Consider the following 26,805-nt stretch of genomic DNA (forward strand, 5'->3'; position numbering starts at 1 on the left):
TGTCGTATATCGGTGAATTGCGCTGTATAGCAGGGTGCGGACCCTGGAACAATTGCCCTGCATGGCCGTCGGAAGTGGTTATTCAGGGGGCATTCGGCGAAAACAGGTGACGACATGATCATCCACCAAGCCGGCAGCCTGCATAAAGGAATAGCATGTGGTTGGCCCGGTAAACCGAAACCCTGCCTTGCGGAGTCTGGAAGAGAGCTGGCGGGATGCTTCCGTCTGAGATGGAACTTCAGATATATCCTGAAACCTGTTGATTACAGGGGAGTCCTCCACAGTCTCCCATACGAATCCAGAAAAACCACCGGGGTGCTGCTCCATAAGCTTCGCCCACGCACGCGCTCCCTGGAGCGTGGCCTCTATCTTGGCACGGTGGCGAACGATTCCCGGGTCGGCCATCAACCTGTCAACGTGCTCGGGCCCCCACTCGGCAATCCTTTCAGGGTCGAAGCCCTCGAAGGCATCCCGGAAACCTTCACGCTTTCGCAGGATCGTCAGCCAGGAGAGGCCGGCCTGGAAACCCTCCAGCATGAGGGTTTCGAACAATTGCTTGGCGTCGTACTGCGGATATCCCCACTCCTCGTCGTGGTAGGCAATGTACAAAGGATCATTCGTGACCCAGGCACAGCGGGTTTGGTTCATGTCGTTCCTGCCAACGGTTCATAATAGCAGGCAGGAAAACCAGCCTGGGCACGCCCCTCTGCGTTGAAGGGCGGCTTCAGCGGACCCCGGAAGTGACAACTGACCAGTTCTTGCCAGGTCCCGACGGGCTCCTTGCCCTGTTGAGCGCAGAGCCATTCAAACCATTTGCGGCCGACGGCCACATGCCCGATTTCCTCCTGATAGATAACTTCAAGAACGGCCGCTGAATCCTTGTCTCCGGCCTGTTCAAGCTTGCGGATCATATCCGGAGTGACATCCAGGCCGCGCGCTTCCAGTACCATGGGCACCACGGCCAGTCGGGCCAGAAGATCGCCGGCTGTTTCCTCCGAGGCCTGCCAGAGACCGTCGTGAGCGGGCAGGGCACCATAGTAGGATCCGAGTTGCTTCAGGCGTTCGGAAAGCAGCAGATAGTGCTTCGATTCCTCGTCCGCTATGTGCACCCAGTCGTCATGGAACGATTCCGGCAACGCGGAACCGCTGAAGCGCGCAACGATATCCCAGGCCAGGTCTATGGCGTTCAGTTCAATATGGGCCAGGGCGTGCAGCAGGGCGATGCGCCCCTCCACAGCAGGTCCGATCTTGCGCCTGGGAACCTCCCGCGGCGGGCGCAGGGCCGGGTACTCTGGCCGTGCGGGACGGCGCGGTGGCTGGGCAAGTCCGATCTTGCGCTCTTCCGAGTCTCGCCAGTCGGCGGCGAGCCGGCGTCCTGCACGTGCTTTCTCCTCGGCGGAAGGAGTGTTGAGAATCCGCACCGCGCCTGCCGCCAGAGCCTGGGCACTCAAAGCTGTTGCGCCTCCTGCAATACCGCGTCCACGTGGCCGTTGACCTTCACCTTGCGCCAGATCTTGCGCAGCACGCCTTCTTCATCGATCAGGAAGCTCGAACGCTCGATTCCCATGTACTTCTTGCCGTACATGGACTTCTCCACCCAGACACCATAGGCCTCGCAGACGGAGCCGTCCTCGTCGGACGCCAGGGTGAAGTTCAGGTTGTGCTTGTCCTTGAACTTGTCGTGGGACTTCACGGAATCACGGGAGACACCGATCACCACCGCGTCTGTGCCGAAGAAGTCGGGCAACGCATCGCGGAAACCGCAGGCCTCCTTCGTGCAGCCAGAAGTGTCATCGCGTGGGTAGAAATAGAGAACCACCTTGCGCCCCCTGAGCTCACTGAGGGAAATCGTGCCGCCGCCATCGGTGGGCATGGTGAAATCAGGGGCTTGCTGGCCTTCCTCGACCGCCATTTCTGTCTCCTTGTTTTCTATTATAGGTTGGCTTTGTCCGTATCTGTCAGCTCGCGAGCCGGCTCTTCGATCCGTTCCTGATAATATCGGGAAACAAGCTGAGCGTTGCTCGTCAAAGTGTCCTTCAGCCCTTCGAAGTTGTCCATTTCGGTGGCTTTGGCAAGGGCTGCCTTGAGAGAATGCCCTGCCTGGGCTTCATCGAAGTTGTCGCCGGCGGTCAGTCGCAGGAAGTTCTGCACCCTGCGGAAAAGCTGTGCGGCCTCGACCAGGCCCTTTTCTTCCTCTGTCGGTATGAGGCCTGCTTGGGCCAAGGCCTGGAAAGCCGCTTCCGAGGACGGTCGGATGACATCAGGCTGTTCTGCGGCATGCTTCAGTTGCAGGTATTGCGCCAGGAAGTCCAGGTCGTAGAGGCCACCGCGGACATACTTGCAGTCCCAGATGGAGCGTGCGGGGTGCTGCTTCTCGATACGCAGGCGCATCTCGTGCACGGCGGCCAACAGCTTGTGTGGATTTCGCGGCACTGTCAGGACGTTACGAATCTCCTCTTCCAGCTCTTTCCTAAGGGCAGCGTCGCCGTAGATGGTTCGGGCCTTGGTCAGAGCCATGTGCTCCCACGTCCAGGCATCATTCTTCTGGTACTTGGCAAAGCCATTGATCGAGAGGGCGATTGGCCCCGCGGCTCCGGAGGGACGCAGTCGCGGGTCGACCTCATAGAGTTGGCCTTCCGCGGTCAGCGCCGTCAGCGCCGTGATGATGCGCTGAGCGAGGCGCCCGTAGTACACGCTGGCGGAGAGAGGCTTCTGCCCGTCTGATTCGGCGTGGTCATCGCCGGTCCGGTACAGGAAAACCAAGTCCAGATCGGAACTGAAGGTCATCTCCCGGCCGCCCAGCTTGCCCAGTGCCAGCACCACCAGGCCACCCTGCGAGATACGGCCGTGCAGTTCCGCCATCTGCTGTTCCACGATGGGAGTCAGGGCACGGATGACAGCTTCCGCCAGGTTCGACAGGGCGGTCGAGGCCTCGATGGAGCTGATGCTGTTGCGCAGAATCTGGACACCGACCTGGAAGCGATGATCGGCCGTCCAGCGCCGGACAATGTCCAGGCTGTCCTCGAAGTCCCGGGAGAGCTTCAAGTCTTCTTTCAGGCGCGCCTCCAGTGTCTCTTCATCGGGAAGCGGTTCGAAGAAATCCGGGTCGAGCACGGCCTCGAGCAGCCCGGAATTGCGGCTGAGGTGATCGGCCAGTGCGGGAGCGCGGCCCATAATGTCTCCAAGAACCTCCAGCAGCTTGGGGTTCTGATAGAGCAGCGAGAAGAGCTGCACCCCGGCCGGCAGGCCGGACAGGAAGGAATCAAAGCGCGCGAGAGCCGTGTCGGGATCCAGGGTCTCGGCGAACTGTCCGATAAGGGCCGGCATCAATTCCGTCAGGATCTGGCGGGCACGGGTGGAGCGGGTGGCACGGTATCGTCCGTGATGCCAGGCGCGGACAATCTGGAACACCTTGTCTCCATCCCTGTAGCCTAGCTTCTCCAGGGTCTGCAGGGTATTCGGTTCCGGCTCTCCGCCTGTGAAGACGAGGTTTCCCGGTCCCGCAAGACTGGGGGCTTCCTCGAACAGATCCGCATAATGCCGCTCCACGTTGCGCAGGTGCGCCAGAAGGGCTTCCCGGAATTCGGCAGTGTTCTCATAGCCCATGAAACCGGCGATATCGCCAAGCCTTGCGGAGCTTTCGGGCAGGCTGTGGGTCTGCTGGTCCTCGATCATCTGAAGGCGATGCTCAAGAGTGCGCAGGAAACAATAGCCCGCTTGCAAATCCTCTCTGGCGTCCTGACTGATGCGCTGGGCCTCCTCCAATCGCTCAAGGGCCTCCAGGGTCCGGGCACTGCGCAACTCCGGTTCTCGGCCCCCGAATATCAACTGCTGGACCTGGACGAAGAACTCGATTTCCCGGATGCCACCACGGCCAAGCTTGATGTTGTGGCCCTCGACCTCGATGGCCTCACCACCCTTTTGGGCATAGATCTGTCGTTTGATGGAGTGGATGTCCTGGATGGTCCAGAAATCGAGATGCTTGCGCCAGATGAATGGTTTCAATTCATCCAGAAACCATGTTCCCAACTCCAGGTCCCCGGCCACGGCACGTGCCTTGATCATGGCCGCCCGTTCCCAGTTCTGGCCGGTCGATTCATAGTAGGAGAGCGCTGCATTCACTGAGAGGGCGAGGGGAGTTGCGCCGGGATCCGGGCGCAGGCGGAGGTCGGTACGGAAGACATAGCCCTCTGCCGTGCGTTCGTCGAGCATGCGTGCGAGATCCTGCGTCATACGTACCATCAGGCTCTGTAGGTCCCGCTTGCCCTGATAGTCGATACGTTCAGGTGAGTAGAGAACAATCAGGTCTATGTCCGAGGAATAATTGAGTTCCTCAGCGCCATACTTTCCCATTGCGAGGACGAAATAGCCGCAGGAGTCCAGCGGATTCTCCTTGTCGGAGAGGACAAGCTCGCCGCGCTCGTCAGCGCGCAATAACAGATGTGCCACGGCGGCATTAAGGGCAGTGTCAGCAAACTCTGAAAGCGTTTCGGTGACCTGGGTGACATCCAGAAGACCTGTGATATCGCAAAGTGCCAGGAAGAGGGCCATGCGTCTCTTGCTTCTCCTGAGCAGCCGCATGGCTTCGCTTGTTTCACGAGAATGCAGAACGTGATCCCGGCAGTCCTGTTGGATGTCGCGGAAGGTCTTCTTTGGTTCCTGTTCCAGCACCGAAACCACCCAGGGCAGATCGGAAAGCAGGCTCTGCGTCAGGTATGGAGAGTAGCCAAAAATGACATCGAGCAATTGCTCGGTAGGCGCGTGTTCCAGGGCTTTCTTGACGGTATGCTGATCCGTCTCCTCAAGACGTTCGAGTCGTTCCGCCAGATGTTCTCGCGCGACGCGTCTTTTTTCTTTATCACCGGGTGGAGGCAGTTCGTTTATCTGGGACAGAAAGCCTGAAGACATCATGTTTGCTCTGTTGGGGCATGAGAAGGTCGCAAAAGCCTCCGCCGCCGGCTTCGCCGGGTCAAGACCTGGAACGTTCAGTCGGTCGTATGATGACAATCGGCTGTGCGACTGCGCGCACTGCGGGTAGGATCACCTCATGCTGTTTCGTAGTGCCAGTACTGTTCTCAACCTCATCTCGGCTCTTTTTTTCCTGGTTCTCGTTCTCCTGGCCTTCGCGGCATGGCGGCTGGCGCAGGAGCCTGTCTCCATGGACTTCCTCGAGCCCTATCTGGAAGACGCTCTTTCCAATGCGAACGAGGATATCGAGGTTGACGTCGGTGATACCTATCTCGCGTGGTCAGGTTCCGCCAGTCGTTTCGGTATACGTGCACGGGACTGGCGGGTCTATGATGATCAGGACAGGCTTCTCGCTTCCTTTCCCAGTGCCGATGTCGTTTTCAGCCTGACAGAACTGTTGCACGGTCGTATCGCACCCGTCGAGATCGATATCATGAACGCCTCGGTGAACCTTATAAGGGGCGAGGAGGGGGGATTCCGTCTTGGGTCCCTGGGTGAGGACACGGGCCGTGAAGAGGATTTCTCGGAAGTCGCGGAACGCTTTCTGGGGCGCATGCTGGCGGAGCAGCGTGGCGATCAACCCTGGTCCTATCTGCAGAAGTTGCATGTGAGCAACTCCGAGGTGCGCCTTGAGGACCGCCAGTTGGATACCGTTCTATCGGCGGAAAATTCGGATATAGACCTCTGGAGAGAGCCTTCAGGGATGGGCGGGCAGGCCGCTCTCGAACTGCGCATCGGCGATCAACTGACACCTCTTACTGCTGATTTCCACCACGGCAGGGGCAGTGACTCCATTGCCATGAACATTACGGTGGATCGCTTGGATCCGACAGCCGCTGCTTCCGCCTTTCCCGGCAGCGGCATCCTTCCGGGCTTGCAGTTCGTTCTGGCGGGCGAGGTCCAGGTTGATGTCCCTCTCTCTGGTGAACTGCCGCACGGCAGGTTTACCATCAATGCTCCCGAAGGCCGAATTGCGCTGCCGGAACATTTCAGGCGGCCGGTTGCATTCAAGGACGCGTCCCTGGAAGGCAGTTTCTCGGCAAACGGAGAACGTCGCCTCAGTCTTTCGGAGGGGTCGTTCACACTCCTGACCCCGGACCAGGAGCCGGGACCACGCATCCGGATTTCCAGTGAGGTGGAAGCAGCCGAAGGAGGCTATCGTGTCGGGGTGGACGCGGAAGTCAGGAGAGTTCTGGCGACTGAGCTCTTTCACTACTGGCCCCGCACAACAGCGGAGAACGCACGGAAATGGGTGACCGGAAACATTCGGGATGGTCGCGTGAACCTGCTGAAAGCACAGGCTGCCATTGCGATCGGGAAGGCCGGTGAAGCGGAGCTGCTCGAACTGACCGGCGGCTTCGATTACGAAGGCCTGGAGGTCCATTACCTGGAGCCTCTGCCCCCAGCTGTCGACACGGTCGGCACCGCCTCGTTCAATCCCGATGGCCTGGATTTCGTCATTGCCGGGGGGAGGGTAAATGGCATCGAGGTATCCGAGGGACTTCTGGATATCTATGGCCTCTCGGGGGAAGACCACCGGCTGGACATGACTCTTCAGGCAAATGGCCCGCTGCCGGCCGCCTTCGAGATTCTGGAGCACCCGCGGCTCGCTTTGCTGCAGGAGATGGGTTTTACCGCCAGCGGCAGCGAGGGACGCTTCAATGCGGAACTCAATTTTGCCTTCCCACTGCTGGATGATCTGGAATTCGATGATGTCGAATTGTCGACCGAGGGGCAGTTGGAGGATGTCTTCATAGAGGACGCGTTCCTGGAAGAGGACATGCGCGGCGGGCCCTTGGATATTCGGGTGACCCAGGACGAGATGAACGTACAAGGACCCATGCAGTTGGGTTCGGTACAGGGCACGGCTGACTGGCGCGAGGTCTTTGCGGGCCAGGGCGTGCGCACGCGTGTACAGGCAGAAATTCCCCGCTTCAATCAGGAGGACTGGGAGATTGTCGGTTTTGACCCGTCCCCCTATCTTTCCGGACCTGTTTCAGCAGGTTTGACGGCGCGTCTTCATGCGGATGAACGGGTGGAAGTGGAGGTGCGTGGCGACCTTGGGGATGCCGGGCTGCATGTTCCCGAACTGGACTGGCGGAAACCTGCCGGCGAGAGCGGAGAAATCACCGCCAGCCTTGTCCTTCAAGGGGAACGCTTCCTGGGTGTGGAGGATTTCAAGCTTACAACTGCAGACCTGCAGGCTGCCGGTGTCGTCACCATGGACGAAAGCGGCGAGGACATCCAGGAAGCGGCCTTGTCCGATTTCGTTCTCGGCCGCAGTAACCTCCAGGATGTTGTTGTCCGGACACCACAGGACGGCACGCTTGAGGTGGTGCTGGGATCGGGCCAGCTCGACCTGCTGCCACTGCTCGAGGAGAGCTCCCAGGAAGACAATGCGGCGGCACCTGAAAACGGTGAGGATGCGGTCTCTCCAGATCTGGTGGTGCGCACGCCGGGATTATCCCGGGTCTATTTCTCGGAAGACCGCTACTTCGAAGACCTGTCACTGGAAGCCGAACGGCGTGATGGCATCTGGCTGTATGCCCGGGGGCAAGCAGAGTTGTCCGGCGGCCAGCAAGGCGTGGCTGACAGCGAGGACTCGCCCGGCGTTCCGATACCGGAGGGCTTGCACCTGACCTATGGGCCTCAGGAGTCAGGAAAGTATGCGCTGGAATTGACCGCAAGTGACATGGGGGCCCTTCTGCAAGCGCTGGGGCTGACAGAAGGTATCCGAGGCGGCGCCATGCGCATTTCCGGTGAAAGTGAAGGCCCCTATCCCGAGGAGCCCATGAACGTTCGGCTCTGGTCCCAGGATTTCCGCTTGGTGAATGCGCCTGCGATGGCCCAGCTGCTGACCGTCGCATCACTGACCGGCATTGCCGACCTGATGAGCGGTGAGGGGATCGGTTTCCAACGCCTGCATGGAGAGGCCATCATCTATGAAAGTCAGATCACCAGCGACCTGATCCAGGCCAACGGTCCGGCCCTGGGTATCACGGCACGCGGACGACTGGATATGGAAGGAGACGAAACCGATATCCGGGGAAGCCTGGTGCCGGCCTATTCGGTCAACAGCATGCTGGGATCAATCCCTGTTCTAGGTGACCTGCTGACAGGCGGGGAGGGAGAGGGAATTCTGGGCGTGAGCTATGTGGTCACCGGCTCGATGGATGATCCTGAGATTGCGGTCAACCCGCTTTCCTTCCTGGCACCGGGTTTTCTCAGGCAGCTTTTCAATATTGCGCCGGACACCAGTCCGCCAGAGACAAACGAGGAACCGGAACCGGAAGCAGAACAGATGCCGGAGGAGTCTCCAGATCCCTCCGCAAACCCTGGACGCCCGCCCTCGATGGGACGGTGAACCCTCAGGCCGCCTCCACCAGAGCGTGGCGCTTGCGGCCGGCGGATATCTTCACGCTTTCGCCGTCCAGATCGTTCAGGTTCACGAGGTAACCTTCGTCTTCCACACGCGCGTCGTTCACACGGGCACCACCGCCCTTGATCAGTCGCCGCGCATCTCCGTTGGATTTGCTGAGGCCGGCTTCGCGCAGCAGTTCGTAAAGCGGGATTCCGCCACTCAAGCGGTCGCGAGCGACCGTGATCCGCGGCAGGCCTTCGCCACTTTGCCCTTCCTCGAAGGTCTGGCGGGCAGTTTCGGCGGCGTGCCGTGCATCCTCCTCGCTGCGGCAGAGGGTGGTGGCGGCGTCTGCCAGGACTTTCTTGGCCTCGTTGATCTCCTGCCCTTCAAGCTTTTCCAGACGTTCTATTTCCTCGATCGGCAGTTCCGTGAACAGTCGCAGGAAGCGTCCAACGTCGGCGTCTTCCGTATTGCGCCAGAACTGCCAGTACTCATAGCTGCTCAGGCGTTCCTCGTTCAGCCAGACAGCGCCCCCGGCGGTCTTGCCCATCTTCTGGCCCGATGCCGTGGTGATCAGCGGCGTGGTCAGGCCGAAGAGCTGTTTGTGATCCAGGCGGCGGGCCAGTTCGATTCCGTTGACGATATTGCCCCACTGATCCGACCCGCCCAGTTGAAGCAGGCAGTTGTGGCGGCGCGAAAGCTCCAGGAAATCATATGCCTGCAGGATCATGTAATTGAATTCGAGGAAGGTCAGCGGCTGTTCCCGTTCAAGACGCAGCCTGACCGAATCAAAGGACAGCATGCGATTGACCGAGAAATGGCAACCAAAATCGCGCAGGAACGTGATGTAGTTCAGATCGTCAAGCCAGTCGGCATTGTTGACCATGACGGCATCCGTAGGACCGTCGCCAAAGGTCAGGAATTGTTTGAAGACTTCCCGAATGCCGGCCATGTTTCTGGCGATATCTTCGTTGCCGAGCAACTGGCGCGTGTCATCCCGTCCCGAAGGGTCGCCAATCTTGGTCGTGCCGCCCCCCATCAGGACAATCGGCTTGTGGCCCGTCTTCTGTAGCCAGCGCAGGGTCATGATGGACATCAAGTGCCCCACGTGCAGGGAATCAGCCGTGCAGTCGAAGCCGATGTAGGCGATGACTGGTCCTGACATCAACTGTTGGTCAAGGCCATCTAGATCCGTGCATTGATGCAGGAAGCCACGCTGGGTGATCTCTTTGAGAAACTCGGACTTCGACATAGCTTTTGAATTGCCTGTTGCGGGAACGTTAAGAACGGCGCTGCTTAGCACAGGGACCTCGAAGCCTCAACGTGCTCTGCATCGCTTCGGGATGAGAGGATGCGGCCTATACCGCGCGGCTGTGAAAAAGCCCCTCGAGGCCGTTCCTCGAGGCTTCGCAAACGCCGAGTTCGGTGACCAGGCCGGTGACGTATTTCGCCGGTGTGACGTCGAAGGCGTAGTTGGCGGCCTGGCTGCCGTCCGGAAGCAGACTGACCTCGCGCAGCACACCTTTGCGATCCAGCCCTCGGACATGACTGACTTCCTCGGGCGCGCGTTCCTCGATGGGAACATGCCCGACACCTTTCTCCATGCCCCAGTCGATGGTCGGGCTGGGCAGGGCGATATAGAAGGGAATGCCGTTGTCGTGTGCCGCCAGCGCCTTCAGATAGGTTCCGATCTTGTTGCAGACATCGCCGTTTGCCGCCGTGCGGTCTGTACCGACAATACACAGGTCAACCATGCCGTTTTGCATCAGGTGCCCACCGGCGTTGTCCACGATAACGCTGTGCGGCACGCTGTGCCCGGCCAGTTCCCAGGCCGTGAGACTGGCACCCTGGTTGCGTGGCCGGGTTTCGTCCACCCAGACATGAAGATCGATGCCCAGATCATGGGCCTTGTAGATCGGGGCGAGGGCCGTTCCCCAGTCGACCGTGGCCAACCAGCCGGCATTGCAGTGGGTCAGGATGTTCAGTCTCTCGCCCGGACGTTTCCGAGCGGCTGCGGCTTGCAGGAGCGAGAGGCCATGAGAGCCTATGGCCTCGTTCAATGCAGCATCCTCGTCACAGATGGCGGCAGCAACTTCGTAGGCCTTCGTGACACGTTCGGCTGCCGGCAGGGGCAACAGGGCCGTTTTCATGCGTTCGAGCGCCCAGTGGAGATTGACCGCTGTGGGGCGCGTGGCCAAGAGCTCCGCTGCAGCCTTGTCAAGGGCCTCGTCGCTGCTGTCCTCGCGCAGAGCCAGGCAGAGGCCATAAGCGGCCGTGGCACCGATCAGGGGGGCGCCACGCACCTGCATGGCAGAGATGGCGTGGGCTGCCTTTTCGAGACTGTCCAGACGGCAGATGACGAACTCGTGAGGCAGGCACGTCTGATCGATGATCTCGACGGACCAGCCGTCCTCGCTCAACCATATACTGCGATAATAGCGATTTCCGACTTTCATGGGTTCAGGCCGTTGCTCGTCATTGCCAGTTGTCGATGAATTTCTGACACTCCGTAAAAATTCGCGCAAGACGGGATCGCGGAGTCGACGGAAGAGGGAGAAATCGTTTGCACGCAGCCGAAGAAAGCTCCTCCAGCGATAAGGAAGCGCTCGAGCGTCTTTACGCCGTGCTGGCCGGGGACGATTCCCAGGATCGGGCCTGTGACGCCATACCCGAGCGGGCCTGTACCTCCGTTCCGGCCAATTTCTTCCTCAACCTCCTGAATGGAGTTTGCACGAAGCTGGCCGAGCAACTGGTCAGTCCCGGTCTGACGCTGCCCTGGCTGTTGACTGCCATCGGGGTTCCGGCTTCGATGGTAGGCTTCCTCTCTCCCATCAAGCAAGTCGGCGCCTTGCTGCCCCAGCTGTTCGTGGCGGCCCGAATCCGTCAGCTCGCCCGTCGCAAGTGGGTCTGGCTCGGGGCTGGGGTGTTCCAGTCTTTCTGCCTGCTGTTGATGATCCCTGCGGTCTTGCTGCTGTCGGATTGGGCTGCCGGATTGACAGTCCTGGGTCTGTTGACACTTTTCAGCATTGCCAGCGGGGCGGGCTCAGTGTCCTTTCAGGATGTCATGGGCAAGACGATTCCCAAGGGGCGGCGCGGCAGGCTGCTGGCCAACCGGGCTGCCTTCGGAGGTGTGCTGACCCTTGCTGCCGGTCTGGGCCTGCGCTTCTTCCTGAACGAAGAGGGAAATGCCGGTCATTATATCCTGTTGCTGGGGACAGCCGCTTTACTTTGGATGGTCGCTGCCTGCCTGTTCGCGGCTATCAGGGAGGTTCCTGGGGAGCAGCAGGGAGGACGCAACGCCATCGAGGAGGCCGGCAAGGGAATGACACTTGTGCGCCAGGTCAATGGCTACCGAAAATACCTTTCGGCGCGCGCCGCCCTGACCTCCGTCGAGGTCGCCATGCCGCTGTTCGTTCTCCATGCCTATCAGAGAGTTTCTGAGGGCATGAGCGCCCTCGCTGTCTTCATTGTATCGGTCGGATTGGCCAGCATCCTGAGCAGTCCGTTCTGGGGCAAGCTCTCAGATCAGACGGCGCGGCGCGTGATGATCCAGGCGGGGGGAATGGGGGTGATTGCCGGTTTCCTGGCTCTGATACTCGGTTGGCTCGGGCCCGAGCAGCTGTCCGTCTACTCCTATGCGCCCGTGTTCTTCCTTCTTGGAATCGCGGAAGCCGGGGCTCGCCTGGGACGCAAGACCTATCTGGTGGATGCAGCCCCGACCGAGGAACGCCCCCTCTATGTTGCCTTCGCAAACAGTGCGATTGGTCTGGTCGCCCTGGTATTGGGGGGATTGGGCATTCTGGCCGACCTGCTGACCCCGGCAAGCGCGCTCGTTGCTTTTATTGTCCTGGCTTTCCTGGGACTGCTGCTGAGCTATGTCATGCCGGAAGCGGACCGCATGGTGGACGATCGATGAACCCTTACGGAAAGACAGGCCGATGGATGTGATGATGGGACTCATGAGTGGCACGTCGCTGGATGGCGTCGACGCTGCCTTGATCGAAACCGATGGAGAGAGATTCGTGCGCTCTCTCGGTTTCGAGACTCTTCCGTATCCGGATGCGTTCAGGATGCGTTTGCGCGGGGTTCTCGAGTGTCCCGACGATACCGCTCTGGCAAAAGACGTCGAGCGCGAGCTGACATTGCGGCATGCGGATGCCGTGCAGCGCTTGCTTGCGAGCACAGGACGAGGGCGAGAGGAAATCCGGGCCATTGGTTTCCATGGACAGACCATCCGGCACGATCCAGACAGACAGCAGACTTGGCAGATGGGCGATGCAGCCTTGTTGAGCCGTGAGACAGGCATGGATGTCGTACACGACTTCCGAACGGCCGATATGCGCGCCGGCGGGCAGGGTGCTCCGTTGGCTCCACTCTATCATGCCGTGAAGGCGGTCCGGTTGCCCAAGCCCCTGGCCGTGCTCAACCTTGGCGGAGTCGGAAATGTCACCTGGGTCGGTCCGGAGGACGGGGACATTCTTGCCTTCGATACGGGGCCGGGCAATGCCCTGATCGATGACTGGGTCTACCGTAACAGCGGGCTGGTCTGTGACCTGGATGGCAAACTGGCTGCCCATGGGCATGTGGATACCGAGGTGTTGCAGGCATTGCTGTCCCACCCCTATTTCCGGGTGGCGCCTCCGAAATCCCTGGACCGCAACAGTTTTGTGGTGGTTGAAAACCTGCAGGGGCTTTCCGCGCAAGACGGAGCCGCTACCCTGACCGCCTTTACGGTAGGTGCCGTGGTTCGGGCACAGGACTTCTTCCCGTCACCGCCCGTACGCTGGCTGGTCTGTGGAGGAGGACGGCACAATCCGGTGCTGATGCAACAGCTTTCCAGCGAGCTTGGCGTTTCAGTCCAGGCGGTCGAGAGCGAAGGCTGGAACGGCGATGCTCTGGAGGCGGAGTGCTTTGCCTATCTTGCGCTGCGCAGCCTTGACGGCAAAGCCCTTTCCCTGCCGTCCACCACCGGGGCTTCGCGACCTGTAAGCGGAGGACGGCTGTATCGTGTAGCAGCAGCCTGAAACGACGACTCCCAGGAGCTAGGAATCCAGTTTTGCGGGGGTTTCGCTGCCGTGCTGAATTCGGGCTATGTAATCTTCGGTTATGCTGTCCAGCTGTTCCAGTTGTCCCTGGAAGAAGTGGTTGGCGCCTTCCACGATGCTGTGCTCGATGGATATATCCCGCTGGTGCGCAAGCTTGTCGACAAGCTTCTTCACCGAGGCTTCGGGAACGATCTCATCGGTCGTACCCTGGACGACAAGCCCGGAGGACGGGCAGGGAGCCAGAAAACTGAAATCGTAAAGGTTGGCCGGGGGTGCCACTGAAATGAAGGACGAGATTTCCGGACGGCGCATCAGGAGCTGCATACCGATCCAGGCACCGAAGGAGAAACCGGCCACCCAGCATGTCGAGGCATTGGTGTTGTACATCTGCAGCCAATCCAATGCAGAGGCCGCGTCGGAAAGTTCTCCCTCGCCGCGATCATAGGCACCCTGGCTGCGCCCTACACCACGGAAGTTGAAGCGCAAAACCGAGAATCCCTGACGCGCGAAGGCATGATAGAGGGTATAGACAATCTTGTTGTTCATTGTCCCCCCATGCTGGGGATGGGGGTGCAGGATCAGGGCAATCGGGGCATTGTCCGCGCTGGCGTGCTGATAGCGGCCTTCCAGCCGTCCAGCCGGACCATTGATGATAACGTCAGGCATGCGTTTGGGTCACCTTGCTGTAAATGCCACATTAAAGTGCGACGAAAATGCGTTATTTCAAGATACCGGTGCCTTGGTTGCCTCCACAGGCTATGCGAAAAGTTGACCAATTTACTCCGGAAGCTTATATGCCGTATCAGGAACGAGCGTGTCGACCGTGACTGCGGCCGGGCCGGAAAATAGCTGACGGGGCGAGCAATGTTCAAGACTTTACGCGCCGAGATAGATGCAACGATGGCCCGTGATCCGGCGGCACGGTCGGTTTTCGAGGTCGCGCTGTGCTATCCCGGGTTTCAGGCCGTCCTGGTCTACAGGCTCGCCCATTGGCTCTGGAACAGGAAACTCAAGCTGGTCGCGCGCTGGTTGTCCCAGTGGGGTCGCTTCCTGACGGGTATCGAGATCCACCCCGGTGCGAGAATTGGCTGCCGCTTCTTCATCGACCACGGTATGGGGGTCGTAATTGGTGAAACTGCGGAGATCGGTGACGACGTGACGCTTTATCACGGCGTTACGCTGGGTGGTGTGGCGCCCAGCGTGGATAGTGAAAGCCAGCGCAATCAAAAGCGTCACCCGACACTGGAGAACGGTGTGATTGTCGGCTCGGGCGCACAGATTCTCGGGCCGATCATCGTCGGGCGAGATGCCCGTGTCGGGGCAAATGCCGTGGTGACGAAGGCCGTACCGGCCAAGACCACCGTGGTCGGGATTCCTGCCAAGTCAATCCAGTCGGCGGATGCCAGAAGCAGCGATGACTTCATGGCCTACGGTACGCCGACTGGAGAAATACCGGATCCCATAGCCCGGGCACTCGAGGGCCTTTTGGACGAAGTGCAAAATCTGCGCGCGCGCGTTGGAGAGCTGGAGAACAGTGAGGGCGAGACTGCGCAGCCTGGTCTCTCCGATGGAGGTGAGACGACCGGACGTGCTGCCGAGACGGGCGAGGAAACCGGAAGTTACAGTGGTAAATGCTGAAGCCTCTTCCTGTATCAGGTTTTGATGAAAGATCCCCTGTATCTCGACTATAACGCGACGGCTCCCCTGCGACCCGAAGCCTTGCGAGCCTATACGGACGCAGCAGGGCAGGCGGGGAATGCCTCGTCGGTGCACAGCTTCGGGCGGGCAAGCCGCAAGATCGTAGAGGAAGCACGTCGCCGTATCGCAGTCTCAATCGATGCGGACCCCGCACAGGTCATCTTCCTCAGTGGGGGGACGGAGGCCAACGCCACAGCATTGGGGAGTGTTATCGACGAGCGCAAGCCGGAGCGACTGCTGGTTTCGGATGTCGAGCACACCTCCGTCCTGCAGGCCTTTCCCGACTTTACACAAACATTGCCAGTGGACTCCCAGGGTCGAGTGACCGCTGATGTTGTCGCAGAGGCTTTGGACGAGACAAATGCAGCCACCCGCGTCTCTGTCATGCTTGCCAATAACGAGACCGGGGTCATCCAGCCCATTCAGGAGATTGCCGAAGCGGTGCATGCACGCGGCGGGCTGCTGCATTGCGATGCCGTGCAGGGGCTTGGCAAGCGTCCGCTGTCGTTCTCCGAGCTGGGAGCGGATATCCTTAGCCTTTCGGCGCACAAGCTGGGGGGGCCACAGGGTGTGGGTGCCCTCGTCCTGAGGAATGGCCTGCATATGGAGGCCTATCTGCGTGGCGGCGGACAGGAGGGTCGGCGGCGCGCGGGTACGGAGAATGTGGCCGGCATCGCGGCCTTTGGTGCGGCTGTCGAGGCTGCCGTCTCGCGGCTCGAGGAGTTTGAGACCCTGCACAAGGCCCATCACAGCATGGAGCAGGAAATCCTGAAAGCAGCCCCCACGGCCACGGTTTTTGGCGCCGAGACGGAGCGCCTGCCGAATACCAGCTGCATTGCCATGCCCGGTGTGTCGGCCGAACTGCAGCTCATGTCCCTTGACCTGGAGGGCATAGCGGTTTCAGCGGGTTCGGCCTGTTCATCGGGAAAGGTCGAACCCTCGCATGTGCTGCGCGCCATGGGGGCAGGGGACTCGCTGTCGGCGAATGCAATACGGGTTTCCAGTGGCTGGGCCAGCAAGCCGGAGGATCTGGAACGTTTTGCCGATGCATGGATCAGGCTATATCAGCGCCAGCATCAAAGCAGCGTGGCCTGATCAATGCACGTGACCCTCGGGTGCGTGATCTGCTATGGCCTGCGGCAAGCGCTGGAGCCCCGCATGAGTGCGGAAGTACAAGGTTGGCCTGGAACGCAGGCTGGTGAGTGAAGGAGTTCAAGCTTTATGCCGAAAGTTGTCTTCATCGAGCGGGATGGCAATCACAAGGAGGTCGAGGCGCCCGTCGGGCTGTCACTGTTGGAGATTGCGCATCGCAACGATGTTGATATCGAAGGTGCCTGTGAAGGCTCACTCGCCTGTTCCACCTGTCACATCATTGTCGACGAGAAGTGGTTCAAGCGTCTGTCGGAGCCGAGCGAGGACGAGGAAGACATGCTGGACCTGGCCTTCGATCTGCAACGGACGTCCAGGCTCGGCTGCCAGATCGTCATGACGGAAGAACTGGACGGCCTGACGGTTCGTCTGCCGGGTGAAACGCGCAACATGCTGCTTGAATAAGACCATGATCCTTGAGCGCTTGAAGGAAAGCTGTCCCGCTGACTGGGATGCCTATGTACGACACCCCTTTGTCGAGAAGCTGGCCCAGGGAACCTTGCCCGAGCCCTCCTTTCGCTATTACCTGATACAGGACTACCTCTTCCTGCTGCATTACAGCCGGGCTCACGCGCTGGCCGTGGTGAAATCCGAGCAGGTGGATGATCTGCGAGAGTCCGCCTTCATGGTAAACCTCCTGCTGAATCACGAAATCGGCCTGCATGTCGATTTCTGTGCACGCTGGGGAATTTCCGAGCAGAGATTACAGGAGACCGAAGAAGCGCCGGCCAACCGTCTCTATACCCGTTATGTCCTGGATCAGGGGATGCAGGGGGATCTTCTGGATCTTCTGGTTGCCTTGACCCCTTGTACTCTCGGCTACGCCGAGATCGGCGCGCGGCTCCTCAAGGATCCGCGGACGGCCCTCGAGGGCAATCCCTATCGCGAGTGGATCGAGCTCTACGGCGGGGAGGAATTCCAGGACGGTGCTCGCAAGGCGGCCGAACAACTGGACCGCGTCGCCCTACGGCGCGGCTTGCCGGAGGAAAGACCGGAAACGTCGACGCGCTGGACGGCACTGAGCCAGAATTTCAGGACAGCCGTGTGCCTGGAGACCGACTTCTGGCAAATGGGGCTCGAGCCTCCGACCTCCTGATGGCCGGGCTCAGTCGGCGAGGCGCCAGTCGCCATCGGCAGTCCGACAGGCTGTACCGTAAATCTCTCGATCCTGGCCCGCGATGACCGCCGTGGTCTTGTACCGGCGGCAATAGCGTTGACCTTTTTCAAGGGTCTCAAGCGGCGTGACGCTGTATTCCACAGGGCCAGCGCCCTGCCAGGCAATACGGCTGTTGTTCGGGGCTTGCTCCAGGCTCTGGGCAACGCAATTCTGGTCGACGCTGTCCATCCACTGACCGATCACGCCGCCAACGAGCACGCCGATGGCGGTTCCGCCGAGGATCGCAACCAAGCGCTCATCCTGGTGATCGACTCGCGATCCGATCACCGCACCGGCTGCACCTCCGAGGGCCCCGCCCAACAGGTCACGATTGCAATGACCGGGATTCAGGGACAGGTAGGGAGAGTAAGCCATTGCCTGCTGTGCGCGGTAGCCGTGGGCAGGCGCCCAAGGTGGCGGAGCAGAGAGTGCAACCGTCGGTCCGAGCATCAGCAGAAGTCCGCCGAAACCCCATTGCAGCAGTCTTGTCCTCATGGCGATGCGCCCGTCAAAATCACTCGACTTCTTCTGCCTGTTCTAACGCAAACAGGGTGCACCTTCAGGCGGCAATTTCAGGGCAGGAGTGTGGCCTTTTCAGACATCCAGCGCTTCGGAGTCTATGAAACGGGCATGTTCCTGGATGAAGGCAAAGCGCAGTTCCGGCTTCTTCCCCATCAGGTGCTCGACGCGTTCCTCGGCTTCCCTGACATCGTTCTCCGGTCCCTCGTACTCGTCGCGGGGGTGAACGACGACACGGAGCAGGCTGCGCTTTCCGGGGGCCATCGTCGTCTCGCGCAACTGCGCCGGGGGCATTTCTCCCAGGCCCTTGAAACGGCTGACTTCGACCTTGCCCTTGTTGTTGAAGACCTCGCGTGTCAGGCGTTCGCGATCTTCCTCGTCGTGCGCATAGATGCTCTTGTCCCCCTGCGTCAGTCGATAGAGGGGAGGCTGGGCTATGTAGAGGCAACCGGCATCGATCAAGCCGCGCATCTCGCGGAAGAAGAAGGTGATCAGCAGGGAGGCGATGTGGGCGCCGTCCACATCGGCATCGGTCATGATGATCACTCGCTCGTAGCGCAGCTTTTCAAGATCGAACTGCCCCCGGGTACCGCATCCCAGGGCCTGGATGATGTCGGAAATTTCCTGGTTGCCCTTTAGCTTCTCCGTCGTGGCACTGGCCACGTTGAGGATCTTTCCGCGCAGGGGCAGAACTGCCTGGGTGTCGCGATTGCGGGCCTGCTTGGCGGACCCTCCGGCCGAGTCGCCTTCCACAAGGAAGATCTCCGTATCTTCGGCCTTGTTGCGTGCGCAGTCGGACAGTTTTCCCGGCAGGCGGCTGCGTCGGTTCGTGGCCGTCTTGCGGTTCTGCTCGCGCTCCTGACGGCGCCTCTGGCGTTCTTCGGCGCGTTCGATCAGGTGTTCCAACAGTTTTCCGGCGCGTTCCGGATCGCCCGACAGCCAGTGATCGAAATGGTCCTTGACCGTGGCTTCGACCAGTCGAGCCGCGTCGGGGGACGCAAGGCGCTCCTTCGTCTGTCCCTGGAACTGTGGGTTCTTGATGAACACGGACAGCAGCAAGGAGGCACCGCCAAGAATATCCTCGGCGGTGATGTTGGTGGCTTTCTTGTTGCTGATCAGTTCGCCATAGGACTTGATGGCCTTGTTCAGCGCCAGGCGAAAGCCCTGTTCGTGGCTGCCGCCGTCCGGGGTGGGGACGGTGTTGCAGTAAGAGGAGATGAAGCCTTCATCCGGGATCGACGGCCAGGTGATTGCCCATTCCACCTTGCCGGCATCGTTGGGAAACTTGCTTTCGCCGCTGAAAGGCGTCGCGACCACGGTCTGCCGGTCATCGATGATGGAAGCGAGAAAATCGTTGAGGCCTCCGGGAAAGTGCAGGCTTTCCTGGTGCGGGGTCTTGTCGTGCTCGCCGAGCAGGGAAGCCTCACAGCTCCAGCGGATTTCCACACCACGGTGCAGGTAGGCCTTGGAGCGGGCCATGCGATAGAGTCGGCCCGGCGAAAAGTGAAGCTCGGTCCCGAAGATCGTGCTGTCCGGTACGAAGGTGATGCTGGTGCCCCGCCGGTTCTGCACGCTGCCCAGGGATTCCAGTTTCCCCTGGGGCTTGCCGGCCGAGTAGCTCTGGCGCCAGAGCTGGCGATCACGTGCCACCTCGACGGTCAGAGACCCTGCCAATGCGTTTACCACGGAAAGCCCCACGCCGTGCAGGCCGCCGGATGTCTGATAGGCCTTGTCGGTGAACTTGGCACCGGAATGCAAGGTCGTCAGGATAACCTCGAGAGCCGAGAGATCCTTGTATTTCGGGTGCGCATCCACGGGAATGCCGCGGCCATTGTCCCGGACCGTGATCTTGTCCTCTCCACTCAGCTCGATCTCGATTCGTGACGCATGGCCGGCGACGGCTTCGTCCATAGCGTTGTCGAGAAGTTCCGCCACCAGATGGTGCAGGGCGCGTTCGTCGGTGCCGCCGATATACATGCCAGGGCGCCGTCGGACGGGCTCTAGTCCTTCAAGAACCTCGATGTCCTTGGCGGAGTAGGAAGTGCTGTCGCTGTCGGTTGTCTGGAATAGATCTGCCATGGGCGCATTATAAGAGGGACTGGCGTGCGTTCAAGAAGATGCGGTAGGCTGACTCCCGACACACTACGAAATATTGAGGGTTTCATGGAAAAGCCTCCCAAAGGAGACCCGGCACTGCGAACGCTGGCCATGCCGGCGGATGCGAATGTAAACGGTGACATCTTCGGCGGCTGGGTCCTGTCTCAAATGGACCTTGCCGGATCCGTCCCGGCCTCCGTGCGGGCGGATGGCCGGATCGCCACCGTGGCCGTCGATGCCATGCGTTTCCACCGTCCGATTCATGTGGGTGATCTGGTGACATGTTATGCCGAGATCATCAAGATCGGACGCACGTCGCTGACGGTTCACATCGATACATGGGCCAAGCGGCAGCGCACCGACGAGGATGTGAAGGTGACCGAAGGCAACTTCGTCTATGTGGCGATCGACGCAGCCGGGACTCCACGCCCGATCCCCGAAGGAAGCTGAAAACGGTCTTCCTTTCCCGCTGTCAGCGATCTTAGCGGAAAATTAAACTTGAGCGACCATAGTGCCTGCCAGGTGCGGAATCCGTGGTGTTTCCGCCGTTTGCAAGAGCAGCCTGAAAAGCGGGAGATCAAGAATGCTGTCGGCTGGTGGCCTGGTAATGGTCGTTTTCATGGTGTTCGGTGGATATCTGCTGGCCGGAGGGAACATGGAGATCGTTCTCAAGGCCTTGCCCCTCGAAATGATGATCATCGGAGGGGCTGCGGTGGGTGCCCTGCTGATCGCCAATGCTGGCAGCATCGTCAAGCAGACGCTTGGCGGAGTAATGCGGGTCTTCAAGGGGCCGCGCTGGCATCGCGATGATTATCGCGATCTGCTCTGCCTGCTCTACGCGCTGACCAAGGTCATGAAGACCAAGGGCGTGGTGGGCCTGGAGCCGCACATCGAGAACCCGGCGGAGAGCAAGATCTTCCAGCAGTTCCCCAAGATCGCCGGGGATCATCATGTCGTGGCCCTGATCTGCGACACCTTGCGTATGGTCACCATGAACCTGGACGACCCGCACCAGGTCGAGGATTACATGGAGCGCCAGTTGGACAAGCACCATCAGGAAGCGCTCAAACCGGCCGAAGCGCTTCAGACCATGGCGGATGGCCTGCCGGCGCTGGGTATCGTGGCGGCGGTGCTGGGGGTGATCAAGACGATGGCCTCCATCGACAAGCCCGTGGACGTACTGGGTGGAATGATCGGTTCGGCCCTGGTGGGAACCTTTCTCGGCGTTTTCATGGCCTATGGTTTCGTCGGCCCGATGGCTTCGCGGCTGAAGCAGATCATCGACGAGGAAGCACAGTTCTATGCCGTAATCCGAGATACGATCACGGCTCACTTGCATGGCCATGCCGCCCAGGTTTCCGTGGAAATCGGCCGCGGCAACGTGCCCAGTCGCATCCAGCCATCCTTCTACGATCTGGAAGAGGCCATCAATGCCATTCCCAACGAGGCGGCGGCCTGATCCCTTCCGGGCAGGAATAACGGACGAAAAAACGGGCCGCTCATTGAGCGGCCCGTTTCGTTCCGACGCTGCGAAGGGCGTCAGGAACTGTAGTACATCTTGTACTCGATCGGATGCGGGGCCTGCTCGAAGGCATAGACCTCTTCCCACTTCAGCTCCATGTACCCCTCGATCTGGTCCTTGTCGAAGACATCGCCGGCCAGCAGGAATTCATGGTCGGCTTCCAGGGCCTCGATGGCCTGGCGCAGAGAGCCGCAGACCGTGGGCACGTCCTTGAGCTCTTCCGGCGGCAGGTCATAGAGGTTCTTGTCCATGGCTTCGCCCGGATGGATCTTGTTCCGGATACCGTCGAGGCCGGCCATCAGCATTGCCGTGAAGGCCAGGTAGGGGTTGGCCGTCGGATCGGGGAAGCGAATCTCCACGCGCTTCGCCTTGGGACCGGCGCCGAAGGGAATGCGGCACGATGCCGAGCGGTTGCGCGAGGAATAGGCCAGTAGCACCGGTGCCTCGAAGCCGGGAACCAGACGCTTGTAGCTGTTGGTGGTCGGGTTGGTGAAGGCGTTGATGGCGCGCGCGTGCTTGATAATGCCGCCGATGTAGTACAGCGCCGTTTCGGACAGGCCGGAATAGCCGTCGCCGGCGAACAGCGGCTTGCCATCCTTCCAGATGGATTGGTGGCAGTGCATACCCGACCCGTTGTCACCATAGACCGGCTTCGGCATGAAGGTCGCTGTTCGGCCGAAAGAATGGGCGACATTGTGCACGACGTACTTGTAGACCTGCATGTTGTCCGCGGTTTTCACAAGCGTGTCGAACTTGATACCCAGTTCGTGCTGCGAGGGGGCCACCTCATGGTGGTGCTTTTCTACCTGCACTCCCATTTCCTTCATCACGCTGACCATCTCGGCACGCAGGTCGGTCCCTGAGTCGACAGGCGGAACCGGGAAGTAGCCGCCCTTGATGGGCGGGCGGTGACCCAGGTTGCCTTCCTCCATCTCCGTTCCGGACATGTAGGGGCCTTCCTCGCTGCTGAAGCGGAAGAAGGAGTGATGCATGTCGACGGCAAAACGGACATCGTCGAAGACGAAGAACTCTGCTTCCGGACCGAAGACGGCGGTGTCCCCGATGCCGCTGGAGGCCATGTAGGCCAGCGCCTTCTTGGCCGTCGTGCGCGGATCACGGTTGTAGGGCTGGCCGGTGACAGGATCGAGGATATCGCAGAAGAGAATAAGCTGGGGCTGGGCGGCGAAGGGATCCATGACGGCCGAAGTCAGGTCCGGCTTCAGGTTCATGTCGGACTCGTTGATTTCCTTCCAGCCTGCGATCGAGGAGCCATCGAACATGACACCTTCGCTAAGCAGTTCCTCGTCAACCGTATCCACATGCTGGGCAACGTGCTGCCACTTGCCGCGCGGGTCGGTGAAGCGGAAGTCGACGTAGACCACGTCGTTATCCTTGATCATCTGGAGAACGGTCTTTGCATCGGACATTGCGTCTGCGTCCTTTCTGTCTCTGCTCTGTGATTTATGTGTTTATGATGAGTGCCCGTTTCTGGCGGGGTTAAGACGTCTTAGACAGCCTCCGCGCCGCGCTCGCCGGTACGAATGCGAATGACTTCGTCAACGGAGCTGACGAAAATCTTGCCGTCGCCGATCCGGCCGGTGCGGGCCGTCTCTGTAATGGCGTCAACAGCGCGTTCCACCAGGTTGTCGTCGACCACGACCTCGATTTTGACCTTTGGCAGGAAATCGACGACGTACTCGGCACCACGGTAGAGTTCGGTATGGCCTTTCTGACGGCCGAACCCCTTGGCTTCGGTGACTGTAATCCCCTTGATACCGACTTCGTGAAGGGCTTCTTTCACCTCATCGAGTTTGAAGGGCTTAATAATGGCTTCGACTTTCTTCATGGCTCTCTTCACTGTTCGTTCGTGTGGTTAGGGATAACGCACCGTTCCCACTTTCTCTCATAAGCAGGAGGCGTGCCAGTTTCCGGCGAACCTCAAAACCGGTGCTTTTCGAACACCTGCCTGTTTGGCCGGCAAAGTAATATGCCTACGAACAAGGCAGATTGCCCAAACTTTCATCATGTCGCAAAAACAGATTTCCGTTCTGCTTGTGAAGCTATGAAGCCGATGCGGCCTGTGGCCGTCGCTCGGTTAGGTAGTTTGCGATACGCTCCAGCGCGATCTCGATGTTCTCCAGGCTGTTGGCATAGGACAGCCTCAGGAAGCCTTCTCCGTTTGCCCCGAAGGATGTGCCCGCAATGGCGGCCACCCCGGCTTCTTCCAGCAGTCCTTCCTCAAGCTGTTTCGCCGTGAAGCCGGTTCCGGAGATGTTCGGGAAGGCATAGAAGGCGCCTCCGGGCTCGACACAGGACACTCCCTCGATTCGGTTCAGGCCCTCGACAATCGCCTTGCGTCTCTGGTCGAAAGCCAGCCGCATCCGCTCGACGTCTTCCTGGGGGCCCGTCAATGCTGCAAGGCCGGCGTGCTGCGCGGCAGCGTTGACGCAGGAATAGGAATTGACGGCCAGACGCGCCATCTTCCCGACCAGCGCCTCGGGCCAGTATGAATAGCCTAGGCGCCAGCCTGTCATCGCATAGGTCTTGCTCCAGCCGTCCAGCAGGATGATCCGTTCCGAGAGCGAAGGGTAAGCCAGCAAGCTGGCATGCCGATGCTCTCCATAGAGGATACGGCTATAGATCTCGTCACAGAGCAGGGTGACCTGGGGATGGGCCTCGAGGCCCTCGGCCAGGCGATGCAGCTCTTCAGGCGCCACTACGCCGCCGGTCGGATTGGCCGGACTGTTCAGGATGACCAGTCGGGTGCGATCGGTGATGAGTGACAGCAGGTCCTCGGCCTTGAAGCCGAAGGCATCCTCTTCCTTCAGCATCAATGGAACGGCAGTTGCGCCCGTGTAGTTGATGAGGGACTCGTAGATCGGAAAGCTGGGGTTCGGGTACACGATCTCAGCACCTGGCTCTCCAAAAGCCGTGATGGCGAAGAACATGGTGACCTTGCCCCCCGGAACGATCAAAACGCGATCAGGATCCAGCGGCCTGCCGGCGCGAGGCTCCAGTTCTGCTGCCACGGCTTCCCGCAGTTCAGGAATGCCATTGGCCGGCGTGTAGCCGTGATGCCCATCGCGCAGGGCCTTGATCGCTGCCTCGACGATATGAGGGGGGGTGGGGAAGTCCGGTTGTCCGATTCCGAGATTGATCATGGAGTGGCCCTGGGCCGCGAGGGCATTAGCCCGGGCCAGGACTTCGAAAGCGGTTTCGGTTCCGAGGCGATTCAGCGCATCAACAGTCTTCACCTTGAAGTCTCCCAGATTTGACGTTGACCCATTCTATTCAGAGGAGGCCCGAGAATTAAAGCCGTTGTACTTGACGCCGCCGAGAGCTGAGGGGTAAACACACTCAACGTTCCGCTAGGGGCGGAGCTCCCGGTGGTGGCTGTAGCTCAGTTGGTTAGAGCGCCAGGTTGTGGTCCTGGAGGCCGTGGGTTCAAATCCCATCAGCCACCCCATATCTTCTCGAACATCATTCCCGCCAAAGCAGAAATCCGGTTCCGATGCGCTCACGGACGCACCTCTCGTCTTGCCGCTGTTTACAGGTGCCGATAAGGTCACAGGCACGATTCAAGAATGCGGGAGTCCCTTAACGTGTCCATTCAGATTCACGGCGTTGCGTGTGCTGCTGTGACGGCCATCGCGTTGCTCTGCGCCCCCGCCGTATCCGCACAGGATGCAGGGGAGGGATATGAGGCCGGGGTCGCGGCTTTCGAGGCGGAGAACTACGAGCGGGCGAAGGAGATCCTGTTGCCTCTTGCCGAGGCAGGAGATGCGCAGGCCCAGTACGCGCTGGCAAAGCTCTACGAGAATGGTGGCGATGGTGTCATGCGCAGCCTTACGAAGGCGGCGGACTGGTATCGACTGGCCGCTGAATCCGGGCTGGCGGATGCACAGAACAATCTGGCATTGCTCTATATCCAGGGACATGGCGCGCCGCGCAGTGAAGAAAGAGCATTCGAACTGTGGCTCGACGCTGCGCGCAACGGGCACCGACAGGCCCAGTACAATGTCGCGCTCGCCTACTACCAGGGTACCGGTACCGACCAGGACCAGGCCGAGGCCGCGGAATGGTTCCGCAAGGGGGCGGCAAGCGGCTTGGCCGAATCCCAGTTCGCGCTGGCCGAGATGTATCGCCTCGGGGTCAGTGTCGACGAGAATCCCGGCCGGGCACTCTACTGGTATGAGCGGGCGCTCGAGCAGGGGCATGAGCGCGCGGAAGCAGAGGCTGAGAAGCTGCAGACAGCAGGCATTGCCAGCGATGCACCAGACGAGCTTCCGCAATCCGTTGAGCCGTCTCTAACTGAGCCGGCCGAGGTCGCCGAGCCAGAAGCGCCTGTCGAGGAAACCGATGCAAGTCCCGCTGCTCCGGAGGAAACGGAGGCGGTTGAGGATGAGGCGCGAGAGGTTGATGACAGCACTGCCGAAAGCGAGACAGCGGAGGCTGAGGACAGCCGTGATACGCTCGGAGGTGATCAGGCTTCCGCACCACAGGGCGAGACCTCGGCACGCGACCTGTTTCCGCTAGATTCCGCTCTTCAGGAGGATCCGGAACAGACCCGCGACGTAAAAAAAAACGGTGATTCCGGAGTAAAGCGGGAAAAGGACCCCACTGGTGCAGTGGAACTATACCCTGAACGAATGAATCGCCTTGCCCGAAGCAGAGCCGAGTCTGCAGCCGCAGCCAAGGAGGCAGAGAAGGCAGACGAGGCAGACGAGGCAGAGGCCAGGGACGCTGAAGAGAATGGCGTGGCCTCTGAAGAACAGGCGGCCGCAGGCTCGATTTCAGGTGATGCTCTTTCCGAAATGAAAGCCGACCCCCTCTATGAGGGCGCTGGCGAGGCGGCGGCTGAGGACGAAAGCGAGGAGGCGGACGCCAGGGAACCGGAGCAGGACGCCGGCGAAGTTCAGGAAGGCTCGCAAGAAATGGCTTCGGCTGAAACGGAGACCGACACTCCGGACAATGATCAGAACACGGACCAGGCAGCAAGCCGGGACGGGGACTTTGCGCTCTGGCTGGGCTCCATGAGAACGGAGGACGGCGCACGCCGTCTGTGGAACGAGGCACGTGCACGGCACGAAGCACAGTTGGATGGACTGTCCTACGACACGCGCGAAATCGAAACGGATGATGGCGTGTTCCTGAGGGTATTGGCCGTAGGCTACGAGACCCGTGCTGCAGGGCAGGAAAGCTGCGAGGCGATCACGGCCACCGACAGTGAGGCCTTCTGTCGGGTCGTCACTCGGCAATGACCCATACTGTGGCAGGACCGAAATGACGG

22 protein-coding genes and 1 tRNA gene are annotated in these 26,805 nt (G+C 60.2%); 11 read left to right on the forward strand and 12 right to left on the reverse strand.

Annotation, left to right across the window (positions count from 1 at the left end; genetic code table 11):
* Nucleotides 1-78: 78 nt before the first annotated feature.
* Genes ACFOW6_RS06690 through ACFOW6_RS06705 form a run of 4 tightly spaced genes read right to left on the reverse strand, consistent with a single transcriptional unit; the run spans nt 79 to nt 4,911 of the window.
* Complete coding sequence (locus tag ACFOW6_RS06690) at nt 79-648, reverse strand: DNA-3-methyladenine glycosylase I (RefSeq protein WP_382421567.1); 570 nt, start codon at nt 646-648, stop codon at nt 79-81.
* Nucleotides 645-1,451 carry a ferritin-like domain-containing protein gene (locus ACFOW6_RS06695; RefSeq protein WP_382421568.1) on the reverse strand — a complete coding sequence of 269 codons (807 nt, stop codon included), beginning with the start codon at nt 1,449-1,451 and terminating at the stop codon, nt 645-647. The genes ACFOW6_RS06690 and ACFOW6_RS06695 overlap by 4 nt, the downstream gene beginning before the upstream one ends.
* On the reverse strand, nt 1,448-1,912 hold the full coding sequence (bcp, locus tag ACFOW6_RS06700; RefSeq protein WP_382421569.1) for a thioredoxin-dependent thiol peroxidase: 465 nt from the start codon (nt 1,910-1,912) through the stop codon (nt 1,448-1,450). The genes ACFOW6_RS06695 and bcp overlap by 4 nt, the downstream gene beginning before the upstream one ends.
* Before the next feature lie 20 nt (nt 1,913-1,932).
* Entirely contained in the window at nt 1,933-4,911 is a 2,979-nt protein-coding gene (locus tag ACFOW6_RS06705) for a bifunctional [glutamine synthetase] adenylyltransferase/[glutamine synthetase]-adenylyl-L-tyrosine phosphorylase (RefSeq protein ID WP_382421570.1), read from the reverse strand.
* 136 nt (nt 4,912-5,047) lie between these two features.
* On the opposite strand from ACFOW6_RS06705, the gene ACFOW6_RS06710 reads away from it, so the two are divergent.
* Nucleotides 5,048-8,332, forward strand: coding sequence for a YhdP family protein (locus ACFOW6_RS06710; protein WP_382421571.1), 3,285 nt, complete (start codon nt 5,048-5,050; stop codon nt 8,330-8,332).
* A gap of 4 nt (nt 8,333-8,336) precedes the next feature.
* Here ACFOW6_RS06710 and tyrS read toward each other — a convergent pair whose 3' ends face one another.
* Together tyrS and mtnA are read right to left on the reverse strand one after the other, a co-directional pair.
* Nucleotides 8,337-9,581, reverse strand: coding sequence for a tyrosine--tRNA ligase (gene tyrS / locus ACFOW6_RS06715; RefSeq protein ID WP_382421572.1), 1,245 nt, complete (start codon nt 9,579-9,581; stop codon nt 8,337-8,339).
* A 106-nt stretch (nt 9,582-9,687) separates the two neighbouring features.
* A complete protein-coding gene (gene mtnA / locus ACFOW6_RS06720; protein ID WP_382421573.1) occupies nt 9,688-10,785 on the reverse strand; it encodes an S-methyl-5-thioribose-1-phosphate isomerase in 1,098 nt (365 codons plus the stop codon).
* A 107-nt stretch (nt 10,786-10,892) separates the two neighbouring features.
* On the opposite strand from mtnA, the gene ACFOW6_RS06725 reads away from it, so the two are divergent.
* Nucleotides 10,893-12,245: an MFS transporter gene (locus ACFOW6_RS06725; RefSeq protein WP_382421574.1), complete on the forward strand. Its 1,353-nt coding sequence runs from the start codon at nt 10,893-10,895 to the stop codon at nt 12,243-12,245.
* A gap of 22 nt (nt 12,246-12,267) precedes the next feature.
* Nucleotides 12,268-13,353: an anhydro-N-acetylmuramic acid kinase gene (locus ACFOW6_RS06730; protein ID WP_382421575.1), complete on the forward strand. Its 1,086-nt coding sequence runs from the start codon at nt 12,268-12,270 to the stop codon at nt 13,351-13,353.
* Between the two features lie 18 nt (nt 13,354-13,371).
* Here the strand turns inward: ACFOW6_RS06730 and ACFOW6_RS06735 are convergent, their stop codons facing one another.
* Nucleotides 13,372-14,040 carry an alpha/beta hydrolase gene (locus ACFOW6_RS06735; RefSeq protein WP_382421576.1) on the reverse strand — a complete coding sequence of 223 codons (669 nt, stop codon included), beginning with the start codon at nt 14,038-14,040 and terminating at the stop codon, nt 13,372-13,374.
* A 198-nt stretch (nt 14,041-14,238) separates the two neighbouring features.
* Between ACFOW6_RS06735 and cysE the strand changes: the two genes are divergently transcribed.
* The 4 genes from cysE (at nt 14,239) to tenA (ending at nt 17,317) form a co-directional block, all read left to right on the forward strand.
* Entirely contained in the window at nt 14,239-15,012 is a 774-nt protein-coding gene (gene cysE / locus ACFOW6_RS06740) for a serine O-acetyltransferase (RefSeq protein WP_382421577.1), read from the forward strand.
* Nucleotides 15,013-15,036: 24 nt separating this feature from the next.
* Nucleotides 15,037-16,167: a cysteine desulfurase family protein gene (locus ACFOW6_RS06745; protein WP_382421578.1), complete on the forward strand. Its 1,131-nt coding sequence runs from the start codon at nt 15,037-15,039 to the stop codon at nt 16,165-16,167.
* Nucleotides 16,168-16,293: 126 nt separating this feature from the next.
* Nucleotides 16,294-16,626: a ferredoxin family 2Fe-2S iron-sulfur cluster binding protein gene (locus ACFOW6_RS06750; protein ID WP_382421579.1), complete on the forward strand. Its 333-nt coding sequence runs from the start codon at nt 16,294-16,296 to the stop codon at nt 16,624-16,626.
* Between the two features lie 4 nt (nt 16,627-16,630).
* Nucleotides 16,631-17,317: a thiaminase II gene (gene tenA, locus ACFOW6_RS06755; protein WP_382421580.1), complete on the forward strand. Its 687-nt coding sequence runs from the start codon at nt 16,631-16,633 to the stop codon at nt 17,315-17,317.
* A gap of 9 nt (nt 17,318-17,326) precedes the next feature.
* Here the strand turns inward: tenA and ACFOW6_RS06760 are convergent, their stop codons facing one another.
* Both ACFOW6_RS06760 and parE read right to left on the reverse strand, forming a co-directional pair.
* Complete coding sequence (locus ACFOW6_RS06760; protein WP_382421581.1) at nt 17,327-17,872, reverse strand: glycine zipper 2TM domain-containing protein; 546 nt, start codon at nt 17,870-17,872, stop codon at nt 17,327-17,329.
* A gap of 99 nt (nt 17,873-17,971) precedes the next feature.
* Nucleotides 17,972-19,975, reverse strand: a complete 2,004-nt coding sequence (parE, locus tag ACFOW6_RS06765) for a DNA topoisomerase IV subunit B (RefSeq protein WP_382421582.1) — start codon at nt 19,973-19,975, stop codon at nt 17,972-17,974.
* An 84-nt stretch (nt 19,976-20,059) separates the two neighbouring features.
* Between parE and ACFOW6_RS06770 the strand changes: the two genes are divergently transcribed.
* Nucleotides 20,060-20,443 (forward strand): acyl-CoA thioesterase, encoded by a 384-nt coding sequence (locus ACFOW6_RS06770; RefSeq protein ID WP_382421583.1) that lies wholly within the window; start codon nt 20,060-20,062, stop codon nt 20,441-20,443.
* Nucleotides 20,444-20,576: 133 nt separating this feature from the next.
* The gene (gene motA, locus ACFOW6_RS06775) at nt 20,577-21,452 is read left to right on the forward strand and encodes a flagellar motor stator protein MotA (protein WP_382421584.1); all 876 of its coding nucleotides are present in this window, start codon (nt 20,577-20,579) and stop codon (nt 21,450-21,452) included.
* Nucleotides 21,453-21,532: 80 nt separating this feature from the next.
* On the opposite strand, the gene glnA is transcribed toward motA, so the two are convergent.
* The 3 genes from glnA to ACFOW6_RS06790 form a co-directional block, all read right to left on the reverse strand.
* Nucleotides 21,533-22,942: a type I glutamate--ammonia ligase gene (gene glnA, locus ACFOW6_RS06780; protein WP_382421585.1), complete on the reverse strand. Its 1,410-nt coding sequence runs from the start codon at nt 22,940-22,942 to the stop codon at nt 21,533-21,535.
* 80 nt (nt 22,943-23,022) lie between these two features.
* Complete coding sequence (locus tag ACFOW6_RS06785; RefSeq protein WP_382421586.1) at nt 23,023-23,361, reverse strand: P-II family nitrogen regulator; 339 nt, start codon at nt 23,359-23,361, stop codon at nt 23,023-23,025.
* A gap of 214 nt (nt 23,362-23,575) precedes the next feature.
* Complete coding sequence (locus ACFOW6_RS06790; protein ID WP_382421587.1) at nt 23,576-24,769, reverse strand: pyridoxal phosphate-dependent aminotransferase; 1,194 nt, start codon at nt 24,767-24,769, stop codon at nt 23,576-23,578.
* 135 nt (nt 24,770-24,904) lie between these two features.
* Between ACFOW6_RS06790 and ACFOW6_RS06795 the strand changes: the two genes are divergently transcribed.
* Nucleotides 24,905-24,981: transfer RNA gene (locus ACFOW6_RS06795), tRNA-His, on the forward strand.
* 136 nt (nt 24,982-25,117) lie between these two features.
* Entirely contained in the window at nt 25,118-26,776 is a 1,659-nt protein-coding gene (locus tag ACFOW6_RS06800) for a tetratricopeptide repeat protein (RefSeq protein ID WP_382421588.1), read from the forward strand.
* Nucleotides 26,777-26,805: the final 29 nt, after the last annotated feature.

The sequence above is a fragment of the Fodinicurvata halophila genome (assembly GCF_042651425.1).
GTDB lineage: Bacteria > Pseudomonadota > Alphaproteobacteria > Kiloniellales > DSM-21159 > Fodinicurvata > Fodinicurvata halophila.

Excerpts from the sequence above, each read along its gene's own strand:
- ACFOW6_RS06690 (WP_382421567.1), bottom strand. The coding sequence starts at position 648 with ATGAACCAAACCCGCTGTGCCTGGGTCACGAATGATCCTTTGTACATT.
- bcp (WP_382421569.1), bottom strand. The coding sequence starts at position 1,912 with ATGGCGGTCGAGGAAGGCCAGCAAGCCCCTGATTTCACCATGCCCACC.
- ACFOW6_RS06705 (WP_382421570.1), bottom strand. The coding sequence starts at position 4,911 with ATGATGTCTTCAGGCTTTCTGTCCCAGATAAACGAACTGCCTCCACCC.
- ACFOW6_RS06710 (WP_382421571.1), top strand. The coding sequence starts at position 5,048 with ATGCTGTTTCGTAGTGCCAGTACTGTTCTCAACCTCATCTCGGCTCTT.
- tyrS (WP_382421572.1), bottom strand. The coding sequence starts at position 9,581 with ATGTCGAAGTCCGAGTTTCTCAAAGAGATCACCCAGCGTGGCTTCCTG.
- mtnA (WP_382421573.1), bottom strand. The coding sequence starts at position 10,785 with ATGAAAGTCGGAAATCGCTATTATCGCAGTATATGGTTGAGCGAGGAC.
- ACFOW6_RS06730 (WP_382421575.1), top strand. The coding sequence starts at position 12,268 with ATGGATGTGATGATGGGACTCATGAGTGGCACGTCGCTGGATGGCGTC.
- ACFOW6_RS06735 (WP_382421576.1), bottom strand. The coding sequence starts at position 14,040 with ATGCCTGACGTTATCATCAATGGTCCGGCTGGACGGCTGGAAGGCCGC.
- cysE (WP_382421577.1), top strand. The coding sequence starts at position 14,239 with ATGTTCAAGACTTTACGCGCCGAGATAGATGCAACGATGGCCCGTGAT.
- ACFOW6_RS06745 (WP_382421578.1), top strand. The coding sequence starts at position 15,037 with ATGAAAGATCCCCTGTATCTCGACTATAACGCGACGGCTCCCCTGCGA.
- ACFOW6_RS06750 (WP_382421579.1), top strand. The coding sequence starts at position 16,294 with ATGCCGAAAGTTGTCTTCATCGAGCGGGATGGCAATCACAAGGAGGTC.
- tenA (WP_382421580.1), top strand. The coding sequence starts at position 16,631 with ATGATCCTTGAGCGCTTGAAGGAAAGCTGTCCCGCTGACTGGGATGCC.
- ACFOW6_RS06760 (WP_382421581.1), bottom strand. The coding sequence starts at position 17,872 with ATGAGGACAAGACTGCTGCAATGGGGTTTCGGCGGACTTCTGCTGATG.
- parE (WP_382421582.1), bottom strand. The coding sequence starts at position 19,975 with ATGGCAGATCTATTCCAGACAACCGACAGCGACAGCACTTCCTACTCC.
- ACFOW6_RS06770 (WP_382421583.1), top strand. The coding sequence starts at position 20,060 with ATGGAAAAGCCTCCCAAAGGAGACCCGGCACTGCGAACGCTGGCCATG.
- motA (WP_382421584.1), top strand. The coding sequence starts at position 20,577 with ATGCTGTCGGCTGGTGGCCTGGTAATGGTCGTTTTCATGGTGTTCGGT.
- glnA (WP_382421585.1), bottom strand. The coding sequence starts at position 22,942 with ATGTCCGATGCAAAGACCGTTCTCCAGATGATCAAGGATAACGACGTG.
- ACFOW6_RS06785 (WP_382421586.1), bottom strand. The coding sequence starts at position 23,361 with ATGAAGAAAGTCGAAGCCATTATTAAGCCCTTCAAACTCGATGAGGTG.